This window comes from Streptomyces sp. NPDC024555 (assembly GCF_055559335.1).
In genome coordinates this window covers 53,741-76,783 of the sequence record NZ_JBVHKV010000021.1, presented here as the reverse complement: position 1 = coordinate 76,783, position 23,043 = coordinate 53,741, and the positions used below count along the sequence as shown (strand labels likewise).

Sequence of the window (23,043 nt, the reverse complement as noted above, 5' to 3'; positions counted from 1 at the left end):
GATCCGCCACCCGCCCCTGCGGGGGCGCGGACCCGGGCGGCGGCCCGTCGGCCCCGTACGGCATAGGATTTCCGCATGTCCGAGCAGCATCCCCCCCGGCAGCGGCGTGTCCAGCAGCGCGCGCTCGACACCCGCAGGCTCCTTCTCGACGCCACCGTCCGGGTCCTCGTCGACCAGGGCTTCGCCCAGTTCTCCACGCTCGCCGTGGGGGAGGCCGCCGGGGTGTCACGGGGACGCCTCGTCCACCACTTCCCGACCCGCACCGCGCTCATCGAGGCCACGCTCGACCACCTCGTCGAACGCTACCGGGAGCGCGTCCCGCTCCATCTGGAGCTGATCACCGACGGCCCGCACGAGGGACGGATCGCCCGCGCCCTCGATGTGCTGTGGAGCCTCAAGCGCAGCCGCGAGTACCAGGCGTGCCTCGAACTGATGGCGGGCGCCCGCGGCGACGACGAACTCCGCGACGCCCTGCGCGTCTTCGACCGCCGCCTCGGCGACGCCCTCTCCGACGCCGTGCACCGCCTGGTCGGCCCCCTCGCCGACCGTCCCGGCTTCGACGCGAGCCTGCTGACCGCGATCAGCGCGATGCGCGGACTGCTCCTCATGGCCCGCGCCACCGGGGTCTCGCAGGGCGAACTGGAGGCCGACTGGTCCGCGATGCGCGAGCGGCTCGTGCTGGTCTTCCGGGAGTACGACCCGGAGGGCGTCTAGGAGCCCCCGCCCGGCCCTCGGGTCTGGGTGTGAACCGGACACACACCTGGAGGTCTCGGCAGCGGCTGACCGGCCCCGGACCGTGCCGGTGGCCCCGTCCGGCTACGGTGGGGCGGCATGACCTCCACCGAGACCGAGATCACCGCCGAACTCGTCGTCGCGCTGCTGCGCGAGCAGCATCCCGACCTGGCCGGCCGGCCCGTCCGCCTCGGTGCGCGCGGCTGGGACAACCAGCTCTGGCGACTGGGCGACGACCTCGCCGTACGGCTGCCCTGGGCGACCGAGCGCTCGGACGAACTGCTCCGTAAGGAACACGCCTGGCTGCCCGTCCTCGCCCCCGGACTGCCGCTGGCGGTGCCCGTGCCGCAGCGCATCGGTGAGCCGTCCGCGCGGTTCCCCCGGCCCTGGACCGTCACCACCTGGGTGCCCGGGACGCCGGGCGACCGGGCGCCCGCCACCCGGGCCGACCACGCGGCCGAGACCCTGGCCGCCTTTCTGGCGGCGCTGCACCGCCCCGCGCCCGACTCCGCGCCGACGGGAGGATTCGGCCGGGGCGGACCGCTCGCCGCGATCTCCGACTCCGTTGTGACATCGATCGGCGCCTGTGCGGAGCAGGGGCTGATCGACGACCCGGACGCGGTCCGCGCGGTCTGGGAGGACGCGGTCGCCGCACCCGGGTGGGACAGTCCCGCGCTCTGGCTCCACGGGGACCTCCACCCGGCCAACGTCCTCACCGCGGACGGCAGTTTCTGCGGGGTGATCGACTTCGGCGACCTCTGCTGCGGCGATCCGGCGGGCGATCTGGGGTCCGCCTGGGTGCTGCTGCCGGACGGTGCGCTCGACCGCTTCCACGCGGTGTACGGACCGGCCGCGGATCCCGCGACGCGGCGCCGCGCCCGGGGCTGGGCCGTGGTGCAGGCGCTGACCGGGCTCTCCGTCGGTGACGCGGGCGACCACGGCCGCCCCGGCGGCAAGTCCTCCTGGGGCCCGCCCGCCCGCGCCTCGCTGCGCCGCCTCCTGGAGACGGCGGCCTGAGCCGGGGCGCGGCTCAGGGGCGGCTGGTGAGATAGCCGCCCATCGAGGTGAAGTACTCCGTCGCCGCCAGCTCCCTGCCGTCGTCGGTGCGCACCCGGGTGACCGCCAGACCGCGGTTGCGGCCGGTGCGCGCGTCGGCGCCCGCGACGATCACGACGCCCTCGCCCTCGCGGTAGAAGATGCGGCCGGGCGTGCCCCCGTACCGCCCCTCGGAGACGTCGGCGGCGAGGACTTCGAGGCGCCGGCCCCGGTGGTAGGCGTAGGCGCTGGGGTACGGCTCGGACTGGGCGCGCACCAGGCGCTCCAGGTCCTCGGCGGGCCAGGTCCAGTCGATGCGGATGTCCTCGTCGGACCGCTTGTGGAAGAAGCTCGCCTGCGAGCGGTCCTGGCGGGTGAACTCGGTCTGCCCGGAGGCGATCAGGGCGAGCGCGCCGGTGGTGACCGGGGCGATGAGGTCGACGGTCCGGTGGAACAGGTCGGTCGCGGTGTCCTTCGGGCCGACGGGCACCGCCTCCTGCCGGACGATGTCGCCGGCGTCGAGTTCGTCGTTCATCAGGTGCGCGGTGACGCCCACCTCGCTCTCGCCGTTGATCAGGGCCCAGATCAGCGGGGAGAAGCCGGCGTACTTCGGCAGCAGCGAGTCGTGGATGTTCAGCGTGCCGTGCCGGGGGAGGGCGAAGACGCGCGGCGGGATCCAGGTCCGCCAGTTGTTGGCCACGATGATGTCGGGATCGGCCGCGCGGAGGCGCTCGTACAGCTCGTCGTCGTCCGGGCGGTTGCGGATCAGCACGGGGACGCCGTGCTCCTCGGCCAGGTCGGCGACCGAGTCGCTCCAGATCTTCTCGTACGCGTGCTCGCTCTTGGGGTGCGTCACGACCAGCGCCACGTCGTGCTCGGAATCCAGCAGGGCGCGCAGGGTGCGGTGCCCCCAGGTCTGATAACCGAACATGACGACCCGCATGGGGTTCCTCCTCAGCATGGGAACGGTGCGAGGCAAGTAAAGCAAGGCTTACCTTATCGCGCAACGCACCCTCGCGGGCGCGCAGTTGTGGGGCGTTCCGCCCGGGGTTGGCTGAAAATGCTGTCCGGATCTGACCTATCGACACCGCCGCGTGATTAACTTAGCCTTACCTAAGTTCAGCGGGCCGGTCCTTCGGCGTGCCCGTCCTTCGTACTGTCTCCGCACCTGGCGCGCGGCGGCTTTCCCGCACGATGGGAGTGATATGTCACAGGTTCGTCCTGCCGACGCACCACCGGTCCACGACCTCATCGGAATCGGCTTCGGGCCGTCCAATGTGGCCATGGCGATCGCGGTCAGCGAGCACAACGCAGCAGGCGCGGGGGAGCCGCTGAGCGCGCTGTTCTTCGAACGCCAGCCGAGCTTCGGCTGGCACCGCGGCATGCTCATCGACGACGCGACGATGCAGGTGTCCTTCCTCAAGGACCTGGTGACGCTCCGGAACCCCTCCAGCGGGTTCAGCTTCCTCTGCTACCTCCAGAGCAAGGGACGGCTGATCGACTTCATCAACCACAAGAACCTCTTCCCGCTCCGGGTCGAGTTCCACGACTACTTCGAGTGGGCCGCGGCGCAGGTCGGCGACATGGTCGCCTACGACCACGAGGTCGTCGCCGTCACGCCCGTCCTCGTCGAGGGCGTCGTGGAATACCTGGACGTCACGGTCCGCTCCGGCCAGGGCCTTGCCGTCCACCGCGCCCGCGACCTCGTCGTCGGCACCGGGCTGCGCCCCCTCCTGCCGGACAACGTCGAACGCGGCGACCGCATCTGGCACAACTCCGAACTGCTCGCCCGCATCAACGAGCTGGACGGCACCTCGCCCCGGCGTCTCGTGGTGGTCGGGGCCGGCCAGAGCGCCGCGGAGAACGTGGCCTATCTGCACCGCCGCTTCCCCGAGGCCGAGGTCTGCGCGGTCTTCTCGCGCTACGGCTACAGCCCCGCCGACGACAGCAGCTTCGCCAACAAGATATTCGACCCCGGCGCGGTCGACGAGTTCTACGCCGCCCCCGAGGGCGTCAAGCGCCGGCTGATGGACTATCACGGCAACACCAACTACTCGGTGGTGGACATCGATCTGATCGACGACCTCTACCGGCAGATGTACCAGGAGAAGGTGCTCGGCGCCGAGCGGCTGCGCTTCCTCAACGTCTCGCGGCTGGAGGAGGCCAAGGAGACGTCCGACCACGTCCTGGCCACCGTCCGTTCCCTCGTCACGGGCGAGGAGACCCGGCTGGAGGCCGACCTCGTCGTCTTCGCGACCGGCTACAGCCCCGCCGACCCGCTCGCCCTGCTCGGCGACGTCGCCGGCCACTGCCTCCGCGACGAGGAGGGCCGGGTCCGGGTCGAACGCGACTACCGCATCTCCACCGACGACACCGTGCGCTGCGGCATCTACCTCCAGGGCGGCACCGAGCACACGCACGGCATCACCTCCGCGCTGCTGTCCAACACCGCGGTGCGCGTGGGCGAGATCCTCGACTCGATGCTCGCCCGGGGCACCGCGCCCGCCCCGCGCTGATCCGCACCGCACACCCGTGACCAGAGGGATGACGTACGCCGACATGAGCACCACCGCAGTGGAGCGCCCCGCCCCCCGGGGTCCTGCCGAGGCCCGCCGCAAACGGGCCGCGGGACTGGGCGCACTGGTGGTGCTCCTCGTCCTCGCGTCCGCCGTCTCCCTGGCGGTGGGCGCGCGGGCGCTGAGCCCCGCCGAGGTCTGGCACGGGCTGTTCGCCGCGCCCGAGCCGGACCAGCGGCTCACCGAGATCCGGCTCATCGTCCACACCGTACGGCTGCCGCGGACCGTGCTCGCCGTGGTCGCGGGCCTCGCCCTCGGCGTCGGCGGCGCCCTGATCCAGGGCTACACGCGCAATCCGATCGCGGACACCGGCCTACTGGGGGTGAACGCCGGCGCCTCGTTCGCCGTGGTGTCGGCGATCGCCGCGTTCGGGCTGACCGACCCGTTCCAGTACGTGTGGTTCGCCTTCGCGGGCGCGGCCGTCTCCGGGGTCGTCGTCTTCGGCCTGGCCAGTATCGGCCGGGGGGCGGGCAATCCGCTGACGCTGGCCCTGGCGGGCCAGGGCATCACCGTGTTCCTGGCGGCGCTGACGACCGCCGTCGCGCTGTCGGACCAGAAGTCGCTGAACGCGCTGCGGTTCTGGAACGCCGGTTCGGTCGCGGGCGTCGGATTCGACGTCATCGGCCCGGTGGCGGTCTTCGTCGCCCTCGGTCTGGTCGCCGCCCTGTTCGTGCTGCCCTCCCTCAATCTGCTGAACCTCGGGGACGACGTGGCGCGGGGGCTGGGCGTGAACATCGCCCGGAGCCGTACGGTCGGGATCGTCGCCGTCACGCTGCTGGCGGGCGCGGCGACGGCGGCGTGCGGGCCGATCGCCTTCCTCGGGCTGATGGTGGCTCATGTGGCCCGGTTCCTCACCGGTCCCGACTACCGCTGGCTCGTCCCGTACGCGGGTCTGCTCGGCGCGGTCGTCCTGCTGGTCTGCGACATCGTGGGCCGGGTGGTGGTGCGGCCGGGCGAACTGGACTCCGGTGTCGTCGTGGCGCTGCTGGGCGCCCCGTTCTTCGCGGGCCTGGTGTGGCGCGGAAAGTTCAGGAGCGCATGAACGTGACGCAGGAGCGCGTGAACGTGACAGAGGTACGGCGCCCGGTCCTGGCGCGGGGTGTGCGCTGGGGCGGGATGTCGGTGGTCCTGCGGCCCCGGGTCGCCCTGGTCACCCTGGCCCTGGCGGCGGCCGCCTTCCTGGTGTTCTGCCTGTCCATCGCCGTCGGGGACTTCCCGATCGCGCTGTCCCGGGTGATCGCCACGCTCTTCGGCGGGGGCGAACGGGTCGACGAATTCGTGATCATGGACCTCCGGATGCCGCGCGCCCTGGCCGGGGCCGTCGTGGGGATCGCCCTCGGGGTGTCCGGGGCGATCACCCAGTCCGTCGCCCGCAACCCGCTGGCCAGCCCGGACGTCCTCGGCATCACCGGCGGCGCGGGCATGGTCGCGGTGTTCCTGGTGACCGTGTCGGGCGGGGCCTCGGCGGCCGTCGCCGGCACGCTGGGACTGCCGCTGGCCGCGCTCGCCGGCGGGCTCGGGGCCGGACTGCTGGTGTACTTCCTGGCCTGGCGGCGCGGGGTGGACGGCTTCCGGCTGATCCTCATCGGGATCTCGGTGAGCGCGATGACCGAGGCCGTCACGACCTGGCTGCTGGTCGGCGCCGACATCCGGGACGTGGCCCGCGCCCAGGCCTGGCTGGTCGGTTCGCTGGACAACCGATCCTGGGACGACGTGCGCACGGCGCTGTGGTGCTCGCTCGTTCTGCTGGTGGTCGTGGCCTGCGCGGTCTTCCCGTTCAAGCCCATGCACCTGGGCGACGACGTGGCGGCCGGCCTCGGCGTGCGCCACACCCGGGTCCGGGCCGTCCTGCTGCTGTGCGCCGTGCTGCTCGCCGCCGTCGCGGTGAGCGCGGCGGGCCCGGTGCCCTTCGTCGCCCTCGTGGCGCCGCAGGTGGCGATGCGTCTGGCGCGCTGCCCCACACCGCCGTTGGTGGCCTCCGGGCTCTTCGGCGCGCTGCTGCTCACCGGCGCCGACCTGATCGCCCGCGCCGTGCTTCCCGCCTCCCTGCCCGTAGGGGTCGTGACCGCGGTGATCGGCGGACCGTTCCTGGTGTACCTGCTGATACGGGCGAACCTGCGGCAGGGCGCCGCGTGACCGACGAGCCGGACCACCCCGACGAAGGAGCAGCCGTGGCCGTTCAATCCATCCTGACCACCCCCGAGTCCCCGCCCGCGGAGCCGGGCCCCGCGCGGCTGGCCGCCCGGGGCGTCACCGTCGGGTACGGGGGCCGGACCGTCATCGACGGCCTGGACGTGGAGATTCCACCCGGAGTCATCACGACGATCATCGGGCCCAACGGCTGCGGGAAGTCGACCCTGTTGCGCACCCTGAGCCGGCTGCTGAAACCGGCCTCCGGCACCGTGGTGCTGGACGGGGACGACATCGCCCGGCTCAGGACCCGGGACGTGGCCAGGAAGCTCGGGCTGCTGCCGCAGGCACCCGTCGCGCCCGAGGGGCTGACGGTCGGCGACCTGGTGGCGCGCGGCCGCCATCCGCACCAGAGCTGGCTGCGGCAGTGGTCCTCCGACGACGCCGACGTGGTGGCCGACGCGCTGGCGATGACCGGGGTGTCCGAACTCGCCGACCGCCCGGTCGACTCGCTGTCCGGGGGGCAGCGCCAGCGGGTCTGGATATCGATGACCCTGGCCCAGGGCACCGACCTGCTCCTGCTCGACGAGCCGACCACGTACCTCGACCTGGCGCACGCCGTCGACGTGCTCGATCTCGTGGACGATCTGCACGAGTCCGGCCGCACCGTGGTCATGGTCCTCCACGACCTCAACCTCGCGGCGCGGTACAGCGACAACCTCGTCGTGATGCGCGGGGGCGAGATCCTGGCCCAGGGCCATCCCCGCGAGGTGATCACGGCCGAGCTGCTGGACGAGGCCTTCGGCCTGCGCGCCCGGGTGATCGACGATCCGGTGGGCGACCGCCCGCTGATCGTGCCCATAGGGCGCACCCACGTCCCGCTCAACTAGGGCGCGGACCAAGGAAGTAGAAGAATTTAGGCTAGGCTACCCTCACCTCACCGAGGTAAGGTTTGGCTGCCCTTATCCAAGGGCTCAGTGGACAGCGCAAAAGCAAGGGAACCCGGATGCTCCTCCATAGAACGACGCCCATGAAGCCCTGGCGGCGACTGGCCGCGACCCTGTCGGCGGCGGCCCTCGGCGTCGGCCTCCTGGCGGGGTGCGGATCCGACACGAAGGACGACGCGGACACGACGGCGGACAAGGCGCCGGCCGCCGCGGGCGCCTTCCCGGTGACCGTGGAGCACGCGTTCGGGTCCACCGAGATCACCAAGGCCCCGGAGCGCGTCGTCTCGGTCGGCTACACCGACGACCAGGCGATCCTCGCCCTCGGCATCAAGCCGGTCGGCATGGTCGACCAGTACCCCAACCCCGAGGGCACGACGCCCGACATCAACACCCAGTGGCCCTGGGTGAAGGACAAGTGGGGCGACGCCCGTCCCGAGGTCATCATGAAGAACGGTGACACGGGCCCCAACTACGAGAAGATCGCCTCCCTCCGGCCCGATCTGATCGTCGCGGTCTACTCGGAGATCGATCAGGCCGCCTACGACAAGCTCTCGAAGATCGCTCCGACCGTGGGCCGCACCAAGGCGGAGAAGGAGCCCTTCAGCGCCCCGTGGCAGGACAACGCGGTGCACATCGCCAAGGCCCTCGGCAAGGAGAAGGAGGGCAAGGACCTGGTCGCCGGCATCCAGACGAAGCTGGACGCCGCGGCGAAGGCCCACCCCGAGTTCGCGAAGCAGACCGCCGTCCCGCTCTCCTGGTACGACAACTCGGTCGCGCCGTTCACCACCACCGACGTCCGGGGCCGCCTGGTCACCGGCATCGGCTACCAGGGCGCCACGGAGATCGACAAGATCGCCGGCGGGAAGTTCTACACCAAGCTCTCGCCCGAACGCATGGACCTCGTCGACGTCGACCGCATCTTCGTCATCAACGACAAGGCCGACACGGAAGCCCTCAAGAAGTCGCCGCTCTTCGCCAACCTCAAGGCGGTCAAGGAGGGCCGGGTCTCCTACCTCCTGGACAGCGAGGGCCCGGCCGTCGGCGCCGCGATGTCCCAGGGCACGCTGCTGTCGCTGCCGTACGCCATCGACGAGCTCGTGAAGTCGGCGGGCCAGTGACCCCCTTCGCACGGCACACCCCGGACCCCGGGTGAGCGCCGCCGGAACGCGCGCCGTCCCGGCCGCCCTCTCCACGGCGTCCGGCCGGGAGGCCGCCCGCTGGGTCGCGGAGCACTGCCGCGCGATGCCGTGGCTGACGGCGGCCACCGTGGGCACCACGGTGGCCGGGGCCGCGCTCCAGGTCCTCCCGGTGCTGCTGCTCGGCCAGGTGGTCGACGGCGTCACCGGGGGCGAACCCCGGTCCCTGCTGGTCAGGATCGGCGTACTGATGGTGGCCGCCGCGCTGTTCGGCGCGGCGGCCACCGCGGCGTCGACCTATCTCATCGGACGGCTCGGCGCGGATCTCCTCGCCCGGCTCCGGGAGCGCGCCGTGCGCGCGGTCCTCGCGATGCCGAGCGCCCGGATCGAGCAGGTGGGGCGGGGGGACGTCCTCTCCCGGGTCGGCGACGACGTCGCCGTGCTGTCCCGGGGCATCCGCTCCGCCGTCCCCACCGTGTTCACCGCCGGGGTGCTGGTGGTCATCGCCACCCTGGGCATGTTCGGTCTCGACTGGCGGCTCGGGCTGGCCGGGGCCGGGGCGCTGCCCGCGTACGCGTTCGCCCTGCGCTGGTACCTGCCCCGCTCCGCGCCGCTCTACCGCCGGCAGCGGGCCGCCCAGGCCGACCGGGCCCAGGCCCTGATCAGCGGACTCGACGGGATCGACACGGTCCGCGCCTACCGGCTGGAGGGCGCGTTCCGGGAGAAGGTCACCGAGGAGTCCTGGCGGGTGCGCAATCTCGGCGTCGACGTCTTCCGCTTCTTCGGGCGCTTCGTCGGCCGGGAGAACCGCGCCGAGTTCATCGGACTGGTGCTGATCCTGCTGGTCGGGTACGTCCTGCTGGAGGGCGGATCGGCCACGCTCGGCGAGGTGGCCGCCGCCCCGCTGATGTTCCACCGGCTGTTCACCCCGCTCGGCGCCATCATGTTCACCTTCGACGAGGCGCAGAAGTCCGGCGCCAGTCTGACCCGGCTGGTCGGCGTCGTGGGGGAGGACGCCCAGGAGCGGCTGGTGGGGGACGGCGGGGCCGCCGCCCCGGAGACCGTCGCCCACCCCGTGTCGGTGGAGAAGCTGACCTTCGGCTACCCCGGCTCCGAGGAGCCGGTCCTGCGGGACGTCAGTCTGACGATCCCGGCCGGGAGTTCGCTCGCGCTGGTGGGGGCGACCGGGGCCGGCAAGTCCACCCTGGCCGCGCTGATCGCGGGGATCGGGACGCCGTGGAGCGGTGCCGTGCGCATCGGACCGCACGATCTGGCGGATCTCGACGAGGCGGGCGCGCGGGCGCTGGTGAGCATCCTGACCCAGGAGACGCACGTCTTCTCCGGGCCGCTCGCCGACGATCTGCGGCTGGCCGCGCCGGGGGCGACCGACGCCGAACTCGCCGACGCGCTGCGGACCGTGGGCGCGGCCTCCTGGGTGGAGGAACTGCCCGAGGGGACGCGGACCGCGGTCGGTGAGGGCGGTGAGCGGCTGGACGGCACCAAGGTCGCGCGGATCGCACTGGCCCGGCTGGTGCTGGGGCGGGCCCCGGTCGTCGTGCTCGACGAGTCGACCGCCGAGGCGGGCAGCGAGGGCGCGGCCGAACTGGAACGCGCGGTGCTGGCCGCCTGCGCGGGCCGCACCACCCTGTTCGTGGCACACCGTCTGACCCAGGCGATGGCCGCGGACCGGATCGCCGTCCTGGACGCCGGACGGGTGGTGGAACAGGGCACGCACGGCGAACTGGTGGCCCTGGGCGGCCGGTACGCACGACTGTGGCAGGCCTGGCGAGAAGGTAGTTAGGTAAGCCTTAGTTAGGCTAGGCTAAGTCGCAAATCTCGGATGGGAAGCGGAGTCTTTCGATGATGGAACCGGTCGCTCGTCTCGTACGGCTCTCCGACCCCCGGCTGGCGGGCCTGCGCCGCCGGACCGGGGAGCACACGGACCGGGCCCTGACCGAGGCCTGTGCCATCGCCCTGGCCCACTGGGCGACCGGCCGCGGCCCCGAGGGCATCGACCTCACCCCCGCCACCCTGTTCGCCGACGTCGTCGGCTGGGCCGGCAACGGCGGCCGGGCGCCCGTCGGCTGGGAGGCCGACCCGCGGGCCCGGACCGTCGCCGTCCCGGAGGGGGTCGACCTGTCCGAGGCGCAGCGCGCGCTCGACGACCTCGCGGACTTCCCCGACCGGCCGCTCGGCACCGTCGGCCCCTTCGGGCACGCCGAACGCCTCGCCGCGCTCGCCGCGTGGAACGACACCGACGCCGACCGCGAACGGCCCACCCTCGTCGAGATGTTCCGCGACCGGGCCCGGGAGCGGCCCGACGCCGTCGCGATCGTCGACGAGCACCGGACCCTGACCTACCGTCAGGCCGCGGAGAGGTCGGCGCAGCTGGCCCACGCGCTGCGCGACCGCGGACTGACGGCCGAACAGGTGGTGGGCATCTCCCTGGACCGCTCGGCCGACATGGTCGTCGCCCTGCTCGGCGTGCTCCAGGCCGGCTGCGCCTTCGTCCCGCTCGACCCGCGGTGGCCGGCCGCTCGCCGGGCCGTCGTCGTCGAGGACGCCCGCGTCGTGCTCCAGCTGAACGACTCCGGTGTCCACGACCCGGACGAACCGCCGGCCCTCGCCGTCGACCTCGGCGACTGGGGCTTCACCGACCGCCCCACCGAGGCACCCGCCGTCACGATCCCCGGCCCCGCCCTCGCGTACGTCATCTTCACCTCCGGATCCACCGGCCGTCCCAAGGGCGCGATGATCCGTCACGAGGCCATCAGCGAACGCCTGCTGTGGCAGGTGAACGAGATCCTGGGCTTCGGGCACGACGACGCCTCGCTGTTCAAGGCGCCGCTCTCGTTCGACATCTCCATCAACGAGATCTTCCTCCCGCTGGTGAGCGGCGGCCGGGTGGTCGTCCTGCGCCCCGACGGCGAACGCGACCCGCACCACCTCCTCGGCGTCATCGCCGCCCAGCGCGTCACCTTCACCTATCTCGTCTCCTCCATGCTGGACGTCCTGCTGGAGATCGCCGGCGACTCCGGCCGGCTGGACAGCCTGCGGCACGTGTGGTGCGGGGGAGAGGTGCTGACCCCCGAGCTGTACGAGCGCTTCCGCACCCGCCTGGACATCCCGATGTACCACGGCTACGGCCCCGCCGAGACGACGATCGGGGTCTCCCACGTCATCTACCGGGGCGCCGCCGAACGCCTGTCGACCTCGATCGGCCGGGCCAACCCCAACACCCGGCTCTACGTCCTCGACGACGAACTGCGCCCCGTCCCCACCGGAGTCGGCGGCGAACTCTACGTCGGCGGCTTCCTCCTGGGCCGCGGCTACGTCAACGCGCCCGCGCTGACCGCCTCCCGCTTCGTCGCCAACCCCTTCGCCACCGACGGCTCACGCCTCTACCGGACCGGCGACCTCGCCCGCTACGCCCCCGACGGCACGCTCGACTTCCTCGGCCGCGCCGACAACCAGGTCAAGATCCGCGGCATGCGCCTGGAACTGGAGGACGTCGAGGCGGGCCTCGCCGAACACCCCGGCGTACGGCACAGCTGCGTCGTCGCCCGGAAGAACACCGCGGGCGGCAGCTACCTCGTCGGCTATGTGATCCCCGCCGCCGGGCACGAGGAACTGGCCGCCGACGACGTCAAGGCCTGGGCCGAGGACCACATGGTCGCCTACATGGTCCCCGCCCATCTGGTCGTCCTCACCGCGTTCCCCCTCACCGCCAACGGCAAGACCGACCGCGCGGCCCTGCCCGACCCCGTGGTCACGACCGGCCCGGTCCTCGCCCCCGCCACCGAGAACGAACGGCTCGTCTGCGCCGCCGTCGCCACCGTGCTCCGCCTCGACGAGGTCGGCGCGGACCAGGACTTCTTCCGGCTCGGCGGCGACAGCATCCTCGCGATCTCCCTGCTCAGCGCCCTGCGCGAGGCGGGCCTCCATGTGACGGCACGGCAGATCTTCACCCACAGCGTCGTCGGCGCGCTCGCCGCCGTGGCGAGCCGCGAGGAACCGGCCGCCGCGGCCGACGACGACGTGGCGACCGGCGCCGTCACCGGCTCGCCCATCGTGCGCTGGCTCGGCACCACCACCGACGCCGTCGACGGCTTCGTGCAGTCGGTCGTCCTGAACACCCCGGCCGGGCTGACCGACGACGCCCTCGACACGCTCCTCACCGCGCTGGTGCGCCGCCACGCCGTGCTCCGCGCCCGGCTGGTGCGCGGCGACCACTGGGGCTTCGAGATACCGGAGGCGGACGGGGCCGCCGCCGGCTGGGAGCGCAGCGACCTGCCCCTCGACGCCTGCGTCGACCTCGCCACCCGCGCGCTCGCCCCCGACCGCGGCGTGATGCTGCGCGCCGTCTGGCGGCCCGGGGACCGGCAACTGGTGATCGTCGTCCACCACACCGTCGTCGACGGCGTGTCCTGGCGGATCCTCATGGACGACCTGACCGCCGGGTGGCGCCGGTACACCGCCGGCGAACCCGTGGACGACACCGCGGCGGGCACCTCGTTCCGGCGCTGGACCGAACTGCTGGAACACACCGCCTTCGACACCGACCGCGCCCACTGGGACCGCCCGCTGCCCGGCACCGACCAGCCGCTCGGCCGGCGCGCCCTCACCGCGTCCGACACCGTCGCCCGCGAACGCGCCCGCACCCTCACCCTCGGCCCCGGAACCACCGCCGCGCTCCTCGGCGACGTCCCCGCCCGCTTCCACGCCGGCGTCAACGACGTCCTGCTCACCGCCCTCGCCGTGGCCCTGGCCCGGTGGCGCCGCGACCTCGGCCAGGACCAGACCTTCGCCCACATCGAACTGGAGGGCCACGGCCGCGAAGGACGCTTCGTCACCGGCCCCGAACCCGACCTCTCACGCACCGTGGGCTGGTTCACCACCCTGTTCCCGGTGACCGTCGACCCCGGCACCGCCGCCGACCTCACCGCGCCCGGCTACCTCACCGCCGCCCTCAAGGCCGTCAAGGACGCCCTGGCCCGGGTCCCCGCCAACGGACTCTCCTACGGCGCGCTGCGCCATCTCCACGACACCCCGTTCGACGCCCCCGCCCCGCAGGTCCTCTTCAACTACCTCGGCCGCTTCGACTCCGGCACCGCCGGGGACTGGCAGCTCGCCACCGCCACCGGACAGCTCGGCGAGAAGCGCGACCCCGGCATGCGCCTGCCGCGCGCCCTGGAGTTCAACCTCATCGCCGAACCGGCCCGCGACGGCGGCGACGGATACGCCCTCGTCACCACGATCACCTGGCCCGACGGCGTCTTCACCGACGACGACATCACCACGATCGCCGGCCATCTGCGCACGGCCCTGACGGGCCTCGCCGCCCTCGAAGAAGGCGGCCACTCACCCGGTGACTTCCCGGCGCTCCCGCTCACCCAGGAGGACGTCGACGCGCTCGACGGCCCCGCCCTGCGCGACATCCTGCCGCTGACCCCGCTCCAGGAGGGTCTGTACTTCCACTCCGTCTACGACGACGACTCGGCCGGCAGCTACGTCGAACAGCAACTGCTCACCCTGGAGGGGGAGGTGGACGCCGGCCGGCTCGCGGCGGCCGCCACCCGGCTCCTCGCGCTCTACCCCAACCTCGCCGCACGGTTCGTCGCCCTCGCCGACGGCCGCGTCGTCTCCGTCCTGGAGAGCGGCGTCGAGGCTCCCTTCACCGTGCTGGAGCGCCCCGGCATCACCGACGCCGAGACCGCCGCCCTCGCCGAGGCGGACCGCCGCGCCGGATTCGACCTGGCCACCGGACCGCTGATGCGCTACACCCTGGTCCGCGGCGGACCCGGCCGCACCGTCCTCGTCCAGACCGTGCACCACATCGTCGCCGACGGCTGGTCGGTCCCGCCGATGCTGCGCACCCTGCTGGCCGAGTACCACCGGCCGGGCGGCGAGTACCGCACCGGAGGCTTCGCCGACTACGTGCACGCGCTCGCCGCCCACGACGACGCGGCGGCCGACCGCGTCTGGGACGAGGAACTGGCCGGCCTGCCCGGCCCCTCGCTCGTCGCCGAGGGGCACACCCCCTCCGACCGCTTCGCCGACTGCGTCCGCGTCCCGGACGCCGACATCGACGCGGCCGCCCGCGCGGCCGGGGTGCCCCTGAGCGTCGCCGTGCACAGCGCCTGGGCCGTGACGCTCGGCTCCCTCCTGCACGCCCGGGACGTCGTCCTCGGCTCCACCGTCTCCGGCCGCGACGCCGATGTCCCCGGCATCGCGGACATGGTCGGCCTGTTCATCAACACCATCCCGGTCCGCGCCCGGTGGACCGCCACCACGACCGCCGCGGACCTCCTCGCCGCCGTGCGCGCGCACCAGAGCGCCGTCCTGCCCCACCAGCACGTCTCACCCGCCGCCCTCGGCCGCCGCACCGGCGCCCGCTTCGACACCCTGGTGGTGTTCGACGTCGCCACGGACATCGAGGCACTGCGCCGCCCCGGCGACACGCTCGCGATCACCCGTCTCGTCAACGAGGGCGCCCCGCACTACCCGTTGACCCTCGTCGTGGAACGCGACCCCGAGGGCGGGCCCCGCTTCAACCTCATCCACGACGGCGCGCTCCTGCGCACCGAGGGCGCCACCGCGCTCCTCGACCGCTTCCTGCGCACCCTCACCGCGCTGCTCACCCGGCCGGACACCCCGGTCGCGGAGATCGCGGCCGACGACGTCCGCCGCCCCGAGCCCTTCGCCCCGACCACCCTGGACGCCCTCTTCGACACCGCCGCGCGGCGCGACCCCGCCGCCGTCGCCGTCACCCAGTGCGCCCTGGAGGGCTCCACCCGCTCCCTCACCTACGGCGAACTCGCCGCGGCCAAGGACGTGTTGGCGGACACCCTGCGCGCGGCCGGTGTGGCGCCCGGCGCCCGCGTCGCCGTCGCCGTGGACCGCTCCGTCGACCAGGTCGTCGCCCTCGTCGCCGTCGTCTCGGCCGGCGGCGCGTACGTACCGCTCGACCTGGCCTACCCCGACGAACGCCTCGCGTACGTCCTTGAGGACGCCGCCCCCGAGGCCGTCCTGGTCGACCGCGCGCAGCGCGAGCGCTTCACCCGCCTCCTGGAGAGGGCCGGCTCCCCGGCCCGGGTCCTCGTGCTGGGCGAGGAGGGGCGGGCCGCCGAGGCCCCCGCTCCGGCCGCCGCACGGCCCGGACCCGGGGACCCGGCGTACATCATCTACACCTCGGGCTCCACCGGCCGCCCCAAGGGCGTCGCCGTCCCGCACTCCGCCGTGGTGGCGCTCCTCACGCACACCCGGCCGGCGATGGGCTTCGGCCCGGACGACGTCTGGGTCCAGTTCCACTCGTACTCCTTCGACTTCGCGGTCTGGGAGCTGTGGGGCGCGCTCGTCCACGGCGGCGAGCTGCTGGTGCCGGACTACGCCCTGACGCGCTCCCCGGTGGACTTCCACCGGCTGGTCCGCGAGCGCGGGGTGACCGTGCTCAACCAGACCCCCTCGGCCTTCTACCGGTTCATCGAGGCCGACCGGCACGCGGAGGAGCCCGTCACCTCGCTGCGCCGGATCGTCTTCGGCGGCGAGGCCCTGGACCCGGCCCGGCTGCGCGGCTGGACCGAGCGGTACGGCACGGCACGGCCCGAGCTCGTCAACATGTACGGCATCACGGAGACCACCGTCCACGTCACCCACCGGGTGCTCGGCGACGACGACCTCACCGCCGACGTCAGCCCCATCGGGGGACCGGTCCCCGGTCTGACGACCCATCTGCTGGACGAACGGCTGCGGCCCGTCCCGCCCGGCCGGGTGGGCGCGATCTATGTCGCGGGCGACCAGGTGGCGCTGGGCTATCTGGGACGGACCGGGCTGACCGCGGGCCGCTTCGTCGCCGACCCGTTCGCCGCCGACGGCTCCCGGATGTACCACACGGGCGATCTGGCGCGCCGCACCCTGGCCGGCGAGCTGGAGTTCGCCGGACGCGCCGACGACCAGGTGCAGCTCAAGGGCTTCCGGATCGAACTCGGCGAGGTCGAGTCCGCGCTCAGGGCGCTCGACGGCGTCACCGACGCGGCCGTCACCGTGGCGGACGAGGGCGACCACCTCGTCGCGCACGTCGTCGGCCGGGTGCCGGACGGCCTCACGGCCCTGCTGGCCGCCACGCTGCCCGCGCACATGCTGCCCGGCCGCACGCGCGGGGTCGACGCGCTGCCGCTGACCGTCAACGGCAAGCTGGACCGCAGGGCGCTGGCCGAGGCCGCCGCCCGCGACGATGACCCGGCCACCACGGGCCCCGGCACGCCCGCCGCCCCGGACGGCGGCGCGCTCGACGCCCTCACCGCGGTCTTCGCCGCCGGGCTGCCGGACGCCGACGTGGACGCCGACACCGACTTCTTCGCGGCCGGCGGCGACAGCATCCTCGCCATCACCGTGATCAACCGGGCCCGCGCCCTCGGCCTGGCCATCGCGCCCCGGGACGTCTTCCTCCACAAGACCCCCCGCGCGCTCGCCGCCCATCTGGCCGAGCGGACACCGGGGCCCGCCCCCGCCGCCCCGCAACGCCGCGCGGACGGACCGGTCGTCCCGACCCCGGTCGTGCTGCGCCGGCGCGAACTCGGCGGCTCCCTGGCCCGGTTCGCCCAGGCCCGCGCGCTGACCGTCCCCGAGGGCGTCGCCCTCGCGGACATCGAGCGCGCCGTGACCACGGTCGTGGCCGCCCATCCGATGCTCCGGCTCGTCCTGGACGTCCGCCACGGCGTCTGGTCGCTGCGGACCGAGGCCCCCCGCCCGGTCACCGTCGCGCGGCCGGGCACGGACGACACCACCTCCACGGACCCCGACGGGGCGGCTGTCACCGCCGCCGCGAACGAGGCCGCCGGGCGGCTCGACCCGGAGCGCGGTGAGACCGTCGCGTTCTCCTGGATCGCCGCGAGCCGGACCCTGGTCGTCACCGCGCACCACCTCGCCGTGGACGCGGTCTCCTGGCTGATCCTCCTGGACGACCTGGACACCGCCCTGCGCGGGGAGCCGCTCGCGCCGCCCACCACGTCCTACGCCGAGTACGCCGAGGCGCTGGCCACCCGGGCCGCGACGGCGGGCGGGGACCCGGCCCCGTGGGCGACCGTGCTCGCCGCGCCCCCGCTGCTGCCCGCCGTGACCGGGCTGCGCGAGACCGCCGTGGTCCTCGACCCGGAGACCAGCGACCGCGTGACGCGCACCGCGCCGGCCGCGCTGGGCCTCGGCCCGACCGAACTGCTCTGCGGCGCCCTGCGCACCGCCCTGACCCGGATCCAGCCGACCCCCACCGATCTCGCGATCGACCTGGAGCGGCACGGCCGGGTCCCCGTCGCGGACGACCACGACTACAGCCGCACGATCGGCTGGTTCACCGCGATCGCCCCGGTCCGGCTCACCGCGCACACCGACCCGGTCGAGGCCGCCCGCGAACTGGCCGCCCGCCAGCCCGACGAGGACGGCCACCTCGCGTACGGCGGACTGCGCTACCTGAACCCGCAGACGGCCCCGCTGCTGACCGCCCGCCCGCAGGTGCTCTTCAACTACCTCGGACGGGGCGGCGAGTCCCGGGCGCCCGCGATCACCGGCGCGGACGAGGGCGCGCCGTACGCCGTCGAGGTCAACGCCTGGACCGACGACACCACCGGACGGCTGCACGCCACCTTCCTCGTGGCCGACACCCTTCCCGGCGATCCGGCCGCGCACTGGCGGACCGCGCTGGAGGAGATCGCGGACGCCGCCGCGACGGCCGAGCGCACCGCGCCGGTCGGCCCGCTCCAGCGCGGCCTGTACTTCCAGGCCCAGCTGGCGGACGCGGACACCGCCGGACACTACGTGGCCCAGAGCCGCTTCGCCTTCGACCGGCGCCTGGACCCCGACGCGCTCGCCGAGGCCATGGCGGCCGTGATCGCCCGGCACCCCGGCGTCGGCGCCGGATTCACCACCGACGACGACGGCAACCCCGTACAGCTCCTCCGGGCGGGGCGGCGCGTTCCCGTGCACGTCGTCGAGGTGGCCGGGGAGGCCGAGGCGGACGCCCTGTGCGCCGAGGACCGCACCTCCGGTTTCGACACCGCACGCCCGCCCCTGGTCCGGCTCACCGTGCTGCGGCTGCCCGGCGGGTGCGACACCCTGCTGCTGAGCTACCACCTGCTCCTGTGGGACGGCTGGTCGCGGGAGATCCTGCTGCGCGACCTCTTCGAGGCCTACCGCCGCGTCCTGGCGGGCGAACCGCTCGACACGGCCCCGGCCCGGCCCGGCTTCGAGGACCACGTCCGGGAGCTCGCCGGCCGGGACCCGTCCGGCGCCGAACGCTTCTGGGCCGAGCACCTCGTCCCGCTCACCGGGCCCACCCTGCTCGCCGGGGCCCGGCCCGTCCTCACCGACACCCTGCCCGTCCCGCTCGTCCGCACCCTGTCCGCCGCACTCTCCGACCGGCTGCGCAGCGCCGCCAGGGCCCACGGCGTCACCCTGAACACGGTGCTGACCGGCGCGTTCGGCCTGCTGCTCGGCGCGCACACCGGGCGCGGCGACGCGGTGTTCGGCGTGACCGTCTCCGGGCGCGACGGCGAGGGGCTCTCCGACATCGTCGGCGTCCTCCTCAACACCGTGCCGATGTGGACCCGCGCCCGGCCCGAGGCCACCGTCCGGGAGTACCTGACGGACATCCAGGAGAGCCGGACCGCGGCGATGGACCACGAGCACCTGGGGCTCGGCGAGATCCAGCGGGCCGCCGGGCACGACACCCTGTTCGACAACCTGTTCGTGCTCCAGAACTTCCTGGACCTCGACGCGCTCGCCGCGATGAACGCCCGCCACGGCATCACCTCCGTACGGGCCGACGACTCGACGCACTACCCCTTCACCTGGGTCGTCACCCCCGGCGAACGGCTCACCGTCAAGCTGGAGCACCGCGAGGACGACCCGGAGCGGGCCCGGCACCTGCTCGACGGCTATCTGCGCGTCCTGGAGGACCTGGCGTCCTCCACCGGACCGCTCGGCGCCCTGCCCGGACTCGGCACCACCGACGGGCCCGCCGACGCCACGGACATCGGCACGGACACCGTCGTCGACCGCTTCGACACGGCCGCCGACCGGGACCCGGAGCGGACCGCCCTGGTCGCCCACGGCGCGACCCTCACCTTCGGCGGACTCCGCGACCGCAGCCGGGCCCTCGCGGGCGTGCTCGCCGCCCGCGGCATCGGACCCGAGCGGACCGTCGCCCTCGCCGTCCCGCGCTCCCTCGACTCCCTCGTGGCGCTCTTCGCCGTCCTGCGGACCGGCGCCGCCTACGTCCCCCTCGAACTCGACCACCCGGACGAGCGGATCGCCGCGATCCTCGACGAGGCCCGCCCCGACACGATCCTCACGGTGAGCGCGGTCGCCCCCCGGCTGACCGGCGACCTCATCGAACTGGACCGCCCGCTGCCGCCCGCCGAGCCGCTGCGCACCTTCGACCCCGACGACCCGGACCGGCTGCGCCACCCCGCGTACACGATCTTCACCTCGGGCTCGACGGGCCGGCCCAAGGGGGTCGTGACCGAGTACGCCGGACTCACCAACATGCTGATCAACCATCAGCGGCGCATCTTCGAGCCGGTCCTGGCCGAGCACGGCCACCGCACCTTCCGCATCGCGCACACCGTGTCGTTCGCCTTCGACATGTCCTGGGAGGAACTGCTCTGGCTGGCCGACGGCCACGAGGTGCACATCTGCGACGAGGAACTGCGCCGCGACGCGCCCCGGCTGGTCGCCTACTGCCGCGAGCACGGCATCGACGTCGTCAACGTCACCCCGACCTACGCCGGCCAGCTGGTCGCGGAGGGACTGCTCGACGACCCGGAGCGGCGGCCCGCCCTGGTGCTGCTGGGCGGCGAGGCCGTCACCCCGTCCCTCTGGCAGCGGCTCGCCACCACGCGGGGCACGGTCGGCTACAACCTCTACGGGCCGACCGAGTACACCATCAACACCCTCGGCGTGGGCACCTTCGAGTGCCCCGACCCGGTGGTCGGCGTACCCATCGACAACACGGAGGTGTACGTGCTCGATCCGTGGCTGCGCCCGCTGCCGGACGGGGCCCCGGGCGAGCTGTACGTGTCCGGCGTGGGCATCGCCCGCGGCTACCTCGGACAGCCGGGGCTCACGGCCGAACGCTTCGTCGCCTGCCCGTTCGCCGCGCCCGGCACCCGGATGTACCGCACCGGCGACCTGGTCGTCCGGCGCCCCGACGGCAATCTCAGCTACCTGGGCCGCACCGACCAGCAGGTCAAGATCCGGGGCCACCGGGTGGAGCCCGGCGAGGTGGAGGCCGCGTTCGCCGCGCACCCGGCGGTCCGCTTCGCCGCCGCCGTCGCCCAGCCCGACCCCACGACCGAGGGGACGTACCTGCTCGCCGCCTATCTGGTGCTCGACGGCGCGGAACTGGCCGACGTGGCGCACGAGGTGGGCACCACGCTCCCCGACTTCCTGCGCCCCACCCACTACGCGCGGGTCGACCGGATCCCGCTGACCGTCAACGGCAAGGCCGACACCAAGGCCCTCCCGCCGGCCCGGCCCCTGGGCGTCCTGACCGGCACCGCCGACCGGGCGCCGCGCCCCGGCACCGAGACCGAGGTCTGCGCGTTCTTCGCCGAGGCGCTGGACCTGGACGACGACGAGGTCGGCGCGGTCAGCGACTTCGTCGCCCTCGGCGGACACTCCATGGTCGCCGTCCGGCTGGTCGGACTGCTGCGCCGGGAGTACGGTCCGGTGATCACGATCCGCGAACTGCTCACCCTGCGAACCCCCGAAGCGATTGCCGGTCACCTCGATGCACACTCCTGAGAAGCGGCGGACCGCCCCGGGCGCCGCCATCCTGCGGACCGCGCTGCGCCGCAACATCGGCGCCATGGCCCGGGGCACCGTCCTGATGGGGCTCTACCAGGCGGGCGAGACGGCGTTCCCCATCGCCCTCGGCCTGATCGTCGAGCACACCCTGCGCGAGCGGAGCGCCGGCTCGCTGGGGCTCGCGATCGGGGCGCTGGCCGTCATCATCACGACGGTGTCGCTGTCCTGGCGGTTCGGCATGCGGGTGCTCCAGAAGGCCAACACGACCGAGGCGCACCGCTGGCGCGTCCAGGTCGCCTCCTGCGGACTGCAGCCCGTGGGCCGGGACGGCGGTCTGAAGTCCGGCGAGGTGCTGACCATCGCCACCGAGGACGCGGACTCGACCGCCGACATCATCGAGGTGGTGCCGCTGCTGATCAGCTCCCTGGTCGCGGTGCTCGTCGCGGCGGTCGCGCTGGGACTCGCGCACCCCGTCCTCGGCCTGCTGGTGATCGTGGGGACCGTCGTCATCCTGTCGATCCTCAGCGTGATGTCCCGCCGGATCGGCGCGAGCACCCAGGAGCAGCAGGCCCGGGTCGCCCGCGCCGGAGCCAAGGTCGCCGACCTCATCACCGGACTGCGCCCGCTGCACGGCTTCGGCGGCAACCACGCCGCGTACGTCTCGTACCGCGAGGTCAGTACGGAGGCGAAGCGGCAGGCGATCACGGTCGCCCGGATCAACGGGGCCTACGCGGGCGTAGCCCTCGCCCTCAACGCGGTCCTCGCCGCCGCCGTGACACTGACGGCCGGCTGGCTGGCCTTCGAGGGGCGGATCACCATCGGGGAACTCGTCATGGCCGTGGGCCTCGCGCAGTTCATCATGGAACCGCTGAAGATGTTCTCGGAGATGCCCAAGTACGTGATGATGGCCCGCGCCTCCGCCGAACGGATGGCCCTGGTGCTGGGCGCACCGCCGCTCGCCGCACCGGAGCGGCCCGGTCCGCCGCCCGGCGGGGACCTGGAACTCCACGGGGTCCGCCACGGGGAGCTGAGCGGGCTGGAACTGCGGGTCGCGGACGGCGAGTTCGTGGCGATCACCGCCTACCGGCCGCGCGCGGCCGCCGACCTCGTGGCGGTGCTGGCCCTGAACGTGCCCCCCGCGGCCTACGAGGGCCAGGTGCGCCTGGGCGGGGTGCCGCTCGCGGAGCTGTCGGTCGAGGCGGTCCGCGGGCACCTGCTGGTGAACCCGTACGACGCGGAGATCTTCGCGGGAACCCTGCGCAGCAACATCGACCCCTCGGGCACCGCGCGGAACGTGGCGGAGGCCGTGGAGGCGTCGATGCTCACCGATGTGGTGGCCCTGCACCGCGAGGGGCTGGACCACGCCGTGCGCGACCGGGGCGCCAACCTCTCCGGGGGCCAGCGCCAGCGCCTCTCGCTGGCCCGCGCGCTCGCCGCCGACGCCGAGATCCTGGTGCTGCACGATCCGACCACCGCGGTGGACGCGGTCACCGAGCAGCTCATCGCGCGCAATCTGGCGACGCTGCGCCGGGGCCGCACCACCGTCGTGCTCACCAGCAGCCCGGCGGTGCTGGACGCCGCCGACCGGGTGCTCGTCCTGGACGACGGCGTCGTCGCGGCGGAGGACACCCACCGCAACCTCCTGGCCCGCGACGAGGCGTACTGCCGGGCGGTCGCCCGCTGAAC

Annotated in this window: 11 protein-coding genes; 10 read left to right on the top strand and 1 reads right to left on the bottom strand. The window is 73.7% G+C overall.

The features are described from left to right. Positions 1 to 75 precede the first annotated feature (75 nt). Both ACZ4FH_RS30315 and ACZ4FH_RS30310 read left to right on the top strand, forming a co-directional pair. Positions 76 to 714 carry a TetR/AcrR family transcriptional regulator gene (locus ACZ4FH_RS30315; RefSeq protein ID WP_467308917.1) on the top strand — a complete coding sequence of 213 codons (639 nt, stop codon included), beginning with the start codon at positions 76 to 78 and terminating at the stop codon, positions 712 to 714. Positions 715 to 831: 117 nt separating this feature from the next. Then, positions 832 to 1,749 carry an aminoglycoside phosphotransferase family protein gene (locus ACZ4FH_RS30310; protein WP_467308916.1) on the top strand — a complete coding sequence of 306 codons (918 nt, stop codon included), beginning with the start codon at positions 832 to 834 and terminating at the stop codon, positions 1,747 to 1,749. Positions 1,750 to 1,762: 13 nt separating this feature from the next. Here ACZ4FH_RS30310 and ACZ4FH_RS30305 read toward each other — a convergent pair whose 3' ends face one another. Continuing rightward, positions 1,763 to 2,710 carry a methionyl-tRNA formyltransferase gene (locus ACZ4FH_RS30305; RefSeq protein ID WP_467308914.1) on the bottom strand — a complete coding sequence of 316 codons (948 nt, stop codon included), beginning with the start codon at positions 2,708 to 2,710 and terminating at the stop codon, positions 1,763 to 1,765. Between the two features lie 262 nt (positions 2,711 to 2,972). Here ACZ4FH_RS30305 and ACZ4FH_RS30300 point away from each other — a divergent pair, with 262 nt between their 5' ends. From ACZ4FH_RS30300 to ACZ4FH_RS30265, 8 genes are all read left to right on the top strand, one after another. Further along, positions 2,973 to 4,283, top strand: a complete 1,311-nt coding sequence (locus ACZ4FH_RS30300; RefSeq protein WP_467308913.1) for a lysine N(6)-hydroxylase/L-ornithine N(5)-oxygenase family protein — start codon at positions 2,973 to 2,975, stop codon at positions 4,281 to 4,283. 43 nt (positions 4,284 to 4,326) lie between these two features. Then, a complete protein-coding gene (locus ACZ4FH_RS30295) occupies positions 4,327 to 5,385 on the top strand; it encodes a FecCD family ABC transporter permease (protein WP_467308911.1) in 1,059 nt (352 codons plus the stop codon). Further along, a complete protein-coding gene (locus ACZ4FH_RS30290) occupies positions 5,382 to 6,479 on the top strand; it encodes a FecCD family ABC transporter permease (RefSeq protein WP_467308909.1) in 1,098 nt (365 codons plus the stop codon). The genes ACZ4FH_RS30295 and ACZ4FH_RS30290 overlap by 4 nt, the downstream gene beginning before the upstream one ends. Positions 6,480 to 6,514: 35 nt before the next feature. Further along, positions 6,515 to 7,363, top strand: a complete 849-nt coding sequence (locus tag ACZ4FH_RS30285) for an ABC transporter ATP-binding protein (RefSeq protein ID WP_467308907.1) — start codon at positions 6,515 to 6,517, stop codon at positions 7,361 to 7,363. A gap of 116 nt (positions 7,364 to 7,479) precedes the next feature. Continuing rightward, the gene (locus tag ACZ4FH_RS30280) at positions 7,480 to 8,538 is read left to right on the top strand and encodes an iron-siderophore ABC transporter substrate-binding protein (RefSeq protein WP_467308905.1); all 1,059 of its coding nucleotides are present in this window, start codon (positions 7,480 to 7,482) and stop codon (positions 8,536 to 8,538) included. A gap of 31 nt (positions 8,539 to 8,569) precedes the next feature. Then, on the top strand, positions 8,570 to 10,357 hold the full coding sequence (locus ACZ4FH_RS30275) for an ABC transporter ATP-binding protein (protein WP_467308903.1): 1,788 nt from the start codon (positions 8,570 to 8,572) through the stop codon (positions 10,355 to 10,357). A 59-nt stretch (positions 10,358 to 10,416) separates the two neighbouring features. Further along, the gene (locus ACZ4FH_RS30270; protein WP_467308902.1) at positions 10,417 to 21,354 is read left to right on the top strand and encodes an amino acid adenylation domain-containing protein; all 10,938 of its coding nucleotides are present in this window, start codon (positions 10,417 to 10,419) and stop codon (positions 21,352 to 21,354) included. Continuing rightward, on the top strand, positions 21,341 to 23,041 hold the full coding sequence (locus ACZ4FH_RS30265; RefSeq protein WP_467308900.1) for an ABC transporter ATP-binding protein: 1,701 nt from the start codon (positions 21,341 to 21,343) through the stop codon (positions 23,039 to 23,041). Before ACZ4FH_RS30270 ends, ACZ4FH_RS30265 begins: the two co-directional genes overlap by 14 nt. The last annotated feature ends 2 nt before the right edge of the window (positions 23,042 to 23,043 follow it).

Bases quoted from the DNA above. Each gene is read 5' to 3' on its own strand.
- ACZ4FH_RS30270 (WP_467308902.1), top strand. From the start codon at position 10,417: ATGATGGAACCGGTCGCTCGTCTCGTACGGCTCTCCGACCCCCGGCTG.
- ACZ4FH_RS30315 (WP_467308917.1), top strand. From the start codon at position 76: ATGTCCGAGCAGCATCCCCCCCGGCAGCGGCGTGTCCAGCAGCGCGCG.
- ACZ4FH_RS30300 (WP_467308913.1), top strand. From the start codon at position 2,973: ATGTCACAGGTTCGTCCTGCCGACGCACCACCGGTCCACGACCTCATC.
- ACZ4FH_RS30295 (WP_467308911.1), top strand. From the start codon at position 4,327: ATGAGCACCACCGCAGTGGAGCGCCCCGCCCCCCGGGGTCCTGCCGAG.
- ACZ4FH_RS30280 (WP_467308905.1), top strand. From the start codon at position 7,480: ATGCTCCTCCATAGAACGACGCCCATGAAGCCCTGGCGGCGACTGGCC.
- ACZ4FH_RS30265 (WP_467308900.1), top strand. From the start codon at position 21,341: ATGCACACTCCTGAGAAGCGGCGGACCGCCCCGGGCGCCGCCATCCTG.
- ACZ4FH_RS30290 (WP_467308909.1), top strand. From the start codon at position 5,382: ATGAACGTGACGCAGGAGCGCGTGAACGTGACAGAGGTACGGCGCCCG.
- ACZ4FH_RS30310 (WP_467308916.1), top strand. From the start codon at position 832: ATGACCTCCACCGAGACCGAGATCACCGCCGAACTCGTCGTCGCGCTG.
- ACZ4FH_RS30305 (WP_467308914.1), bottom strand. From the start codon at position 2,710: ATGCGGGTCGTCATGTTCGGTTATCAGACCTGGGGGCACCGCACCCTG.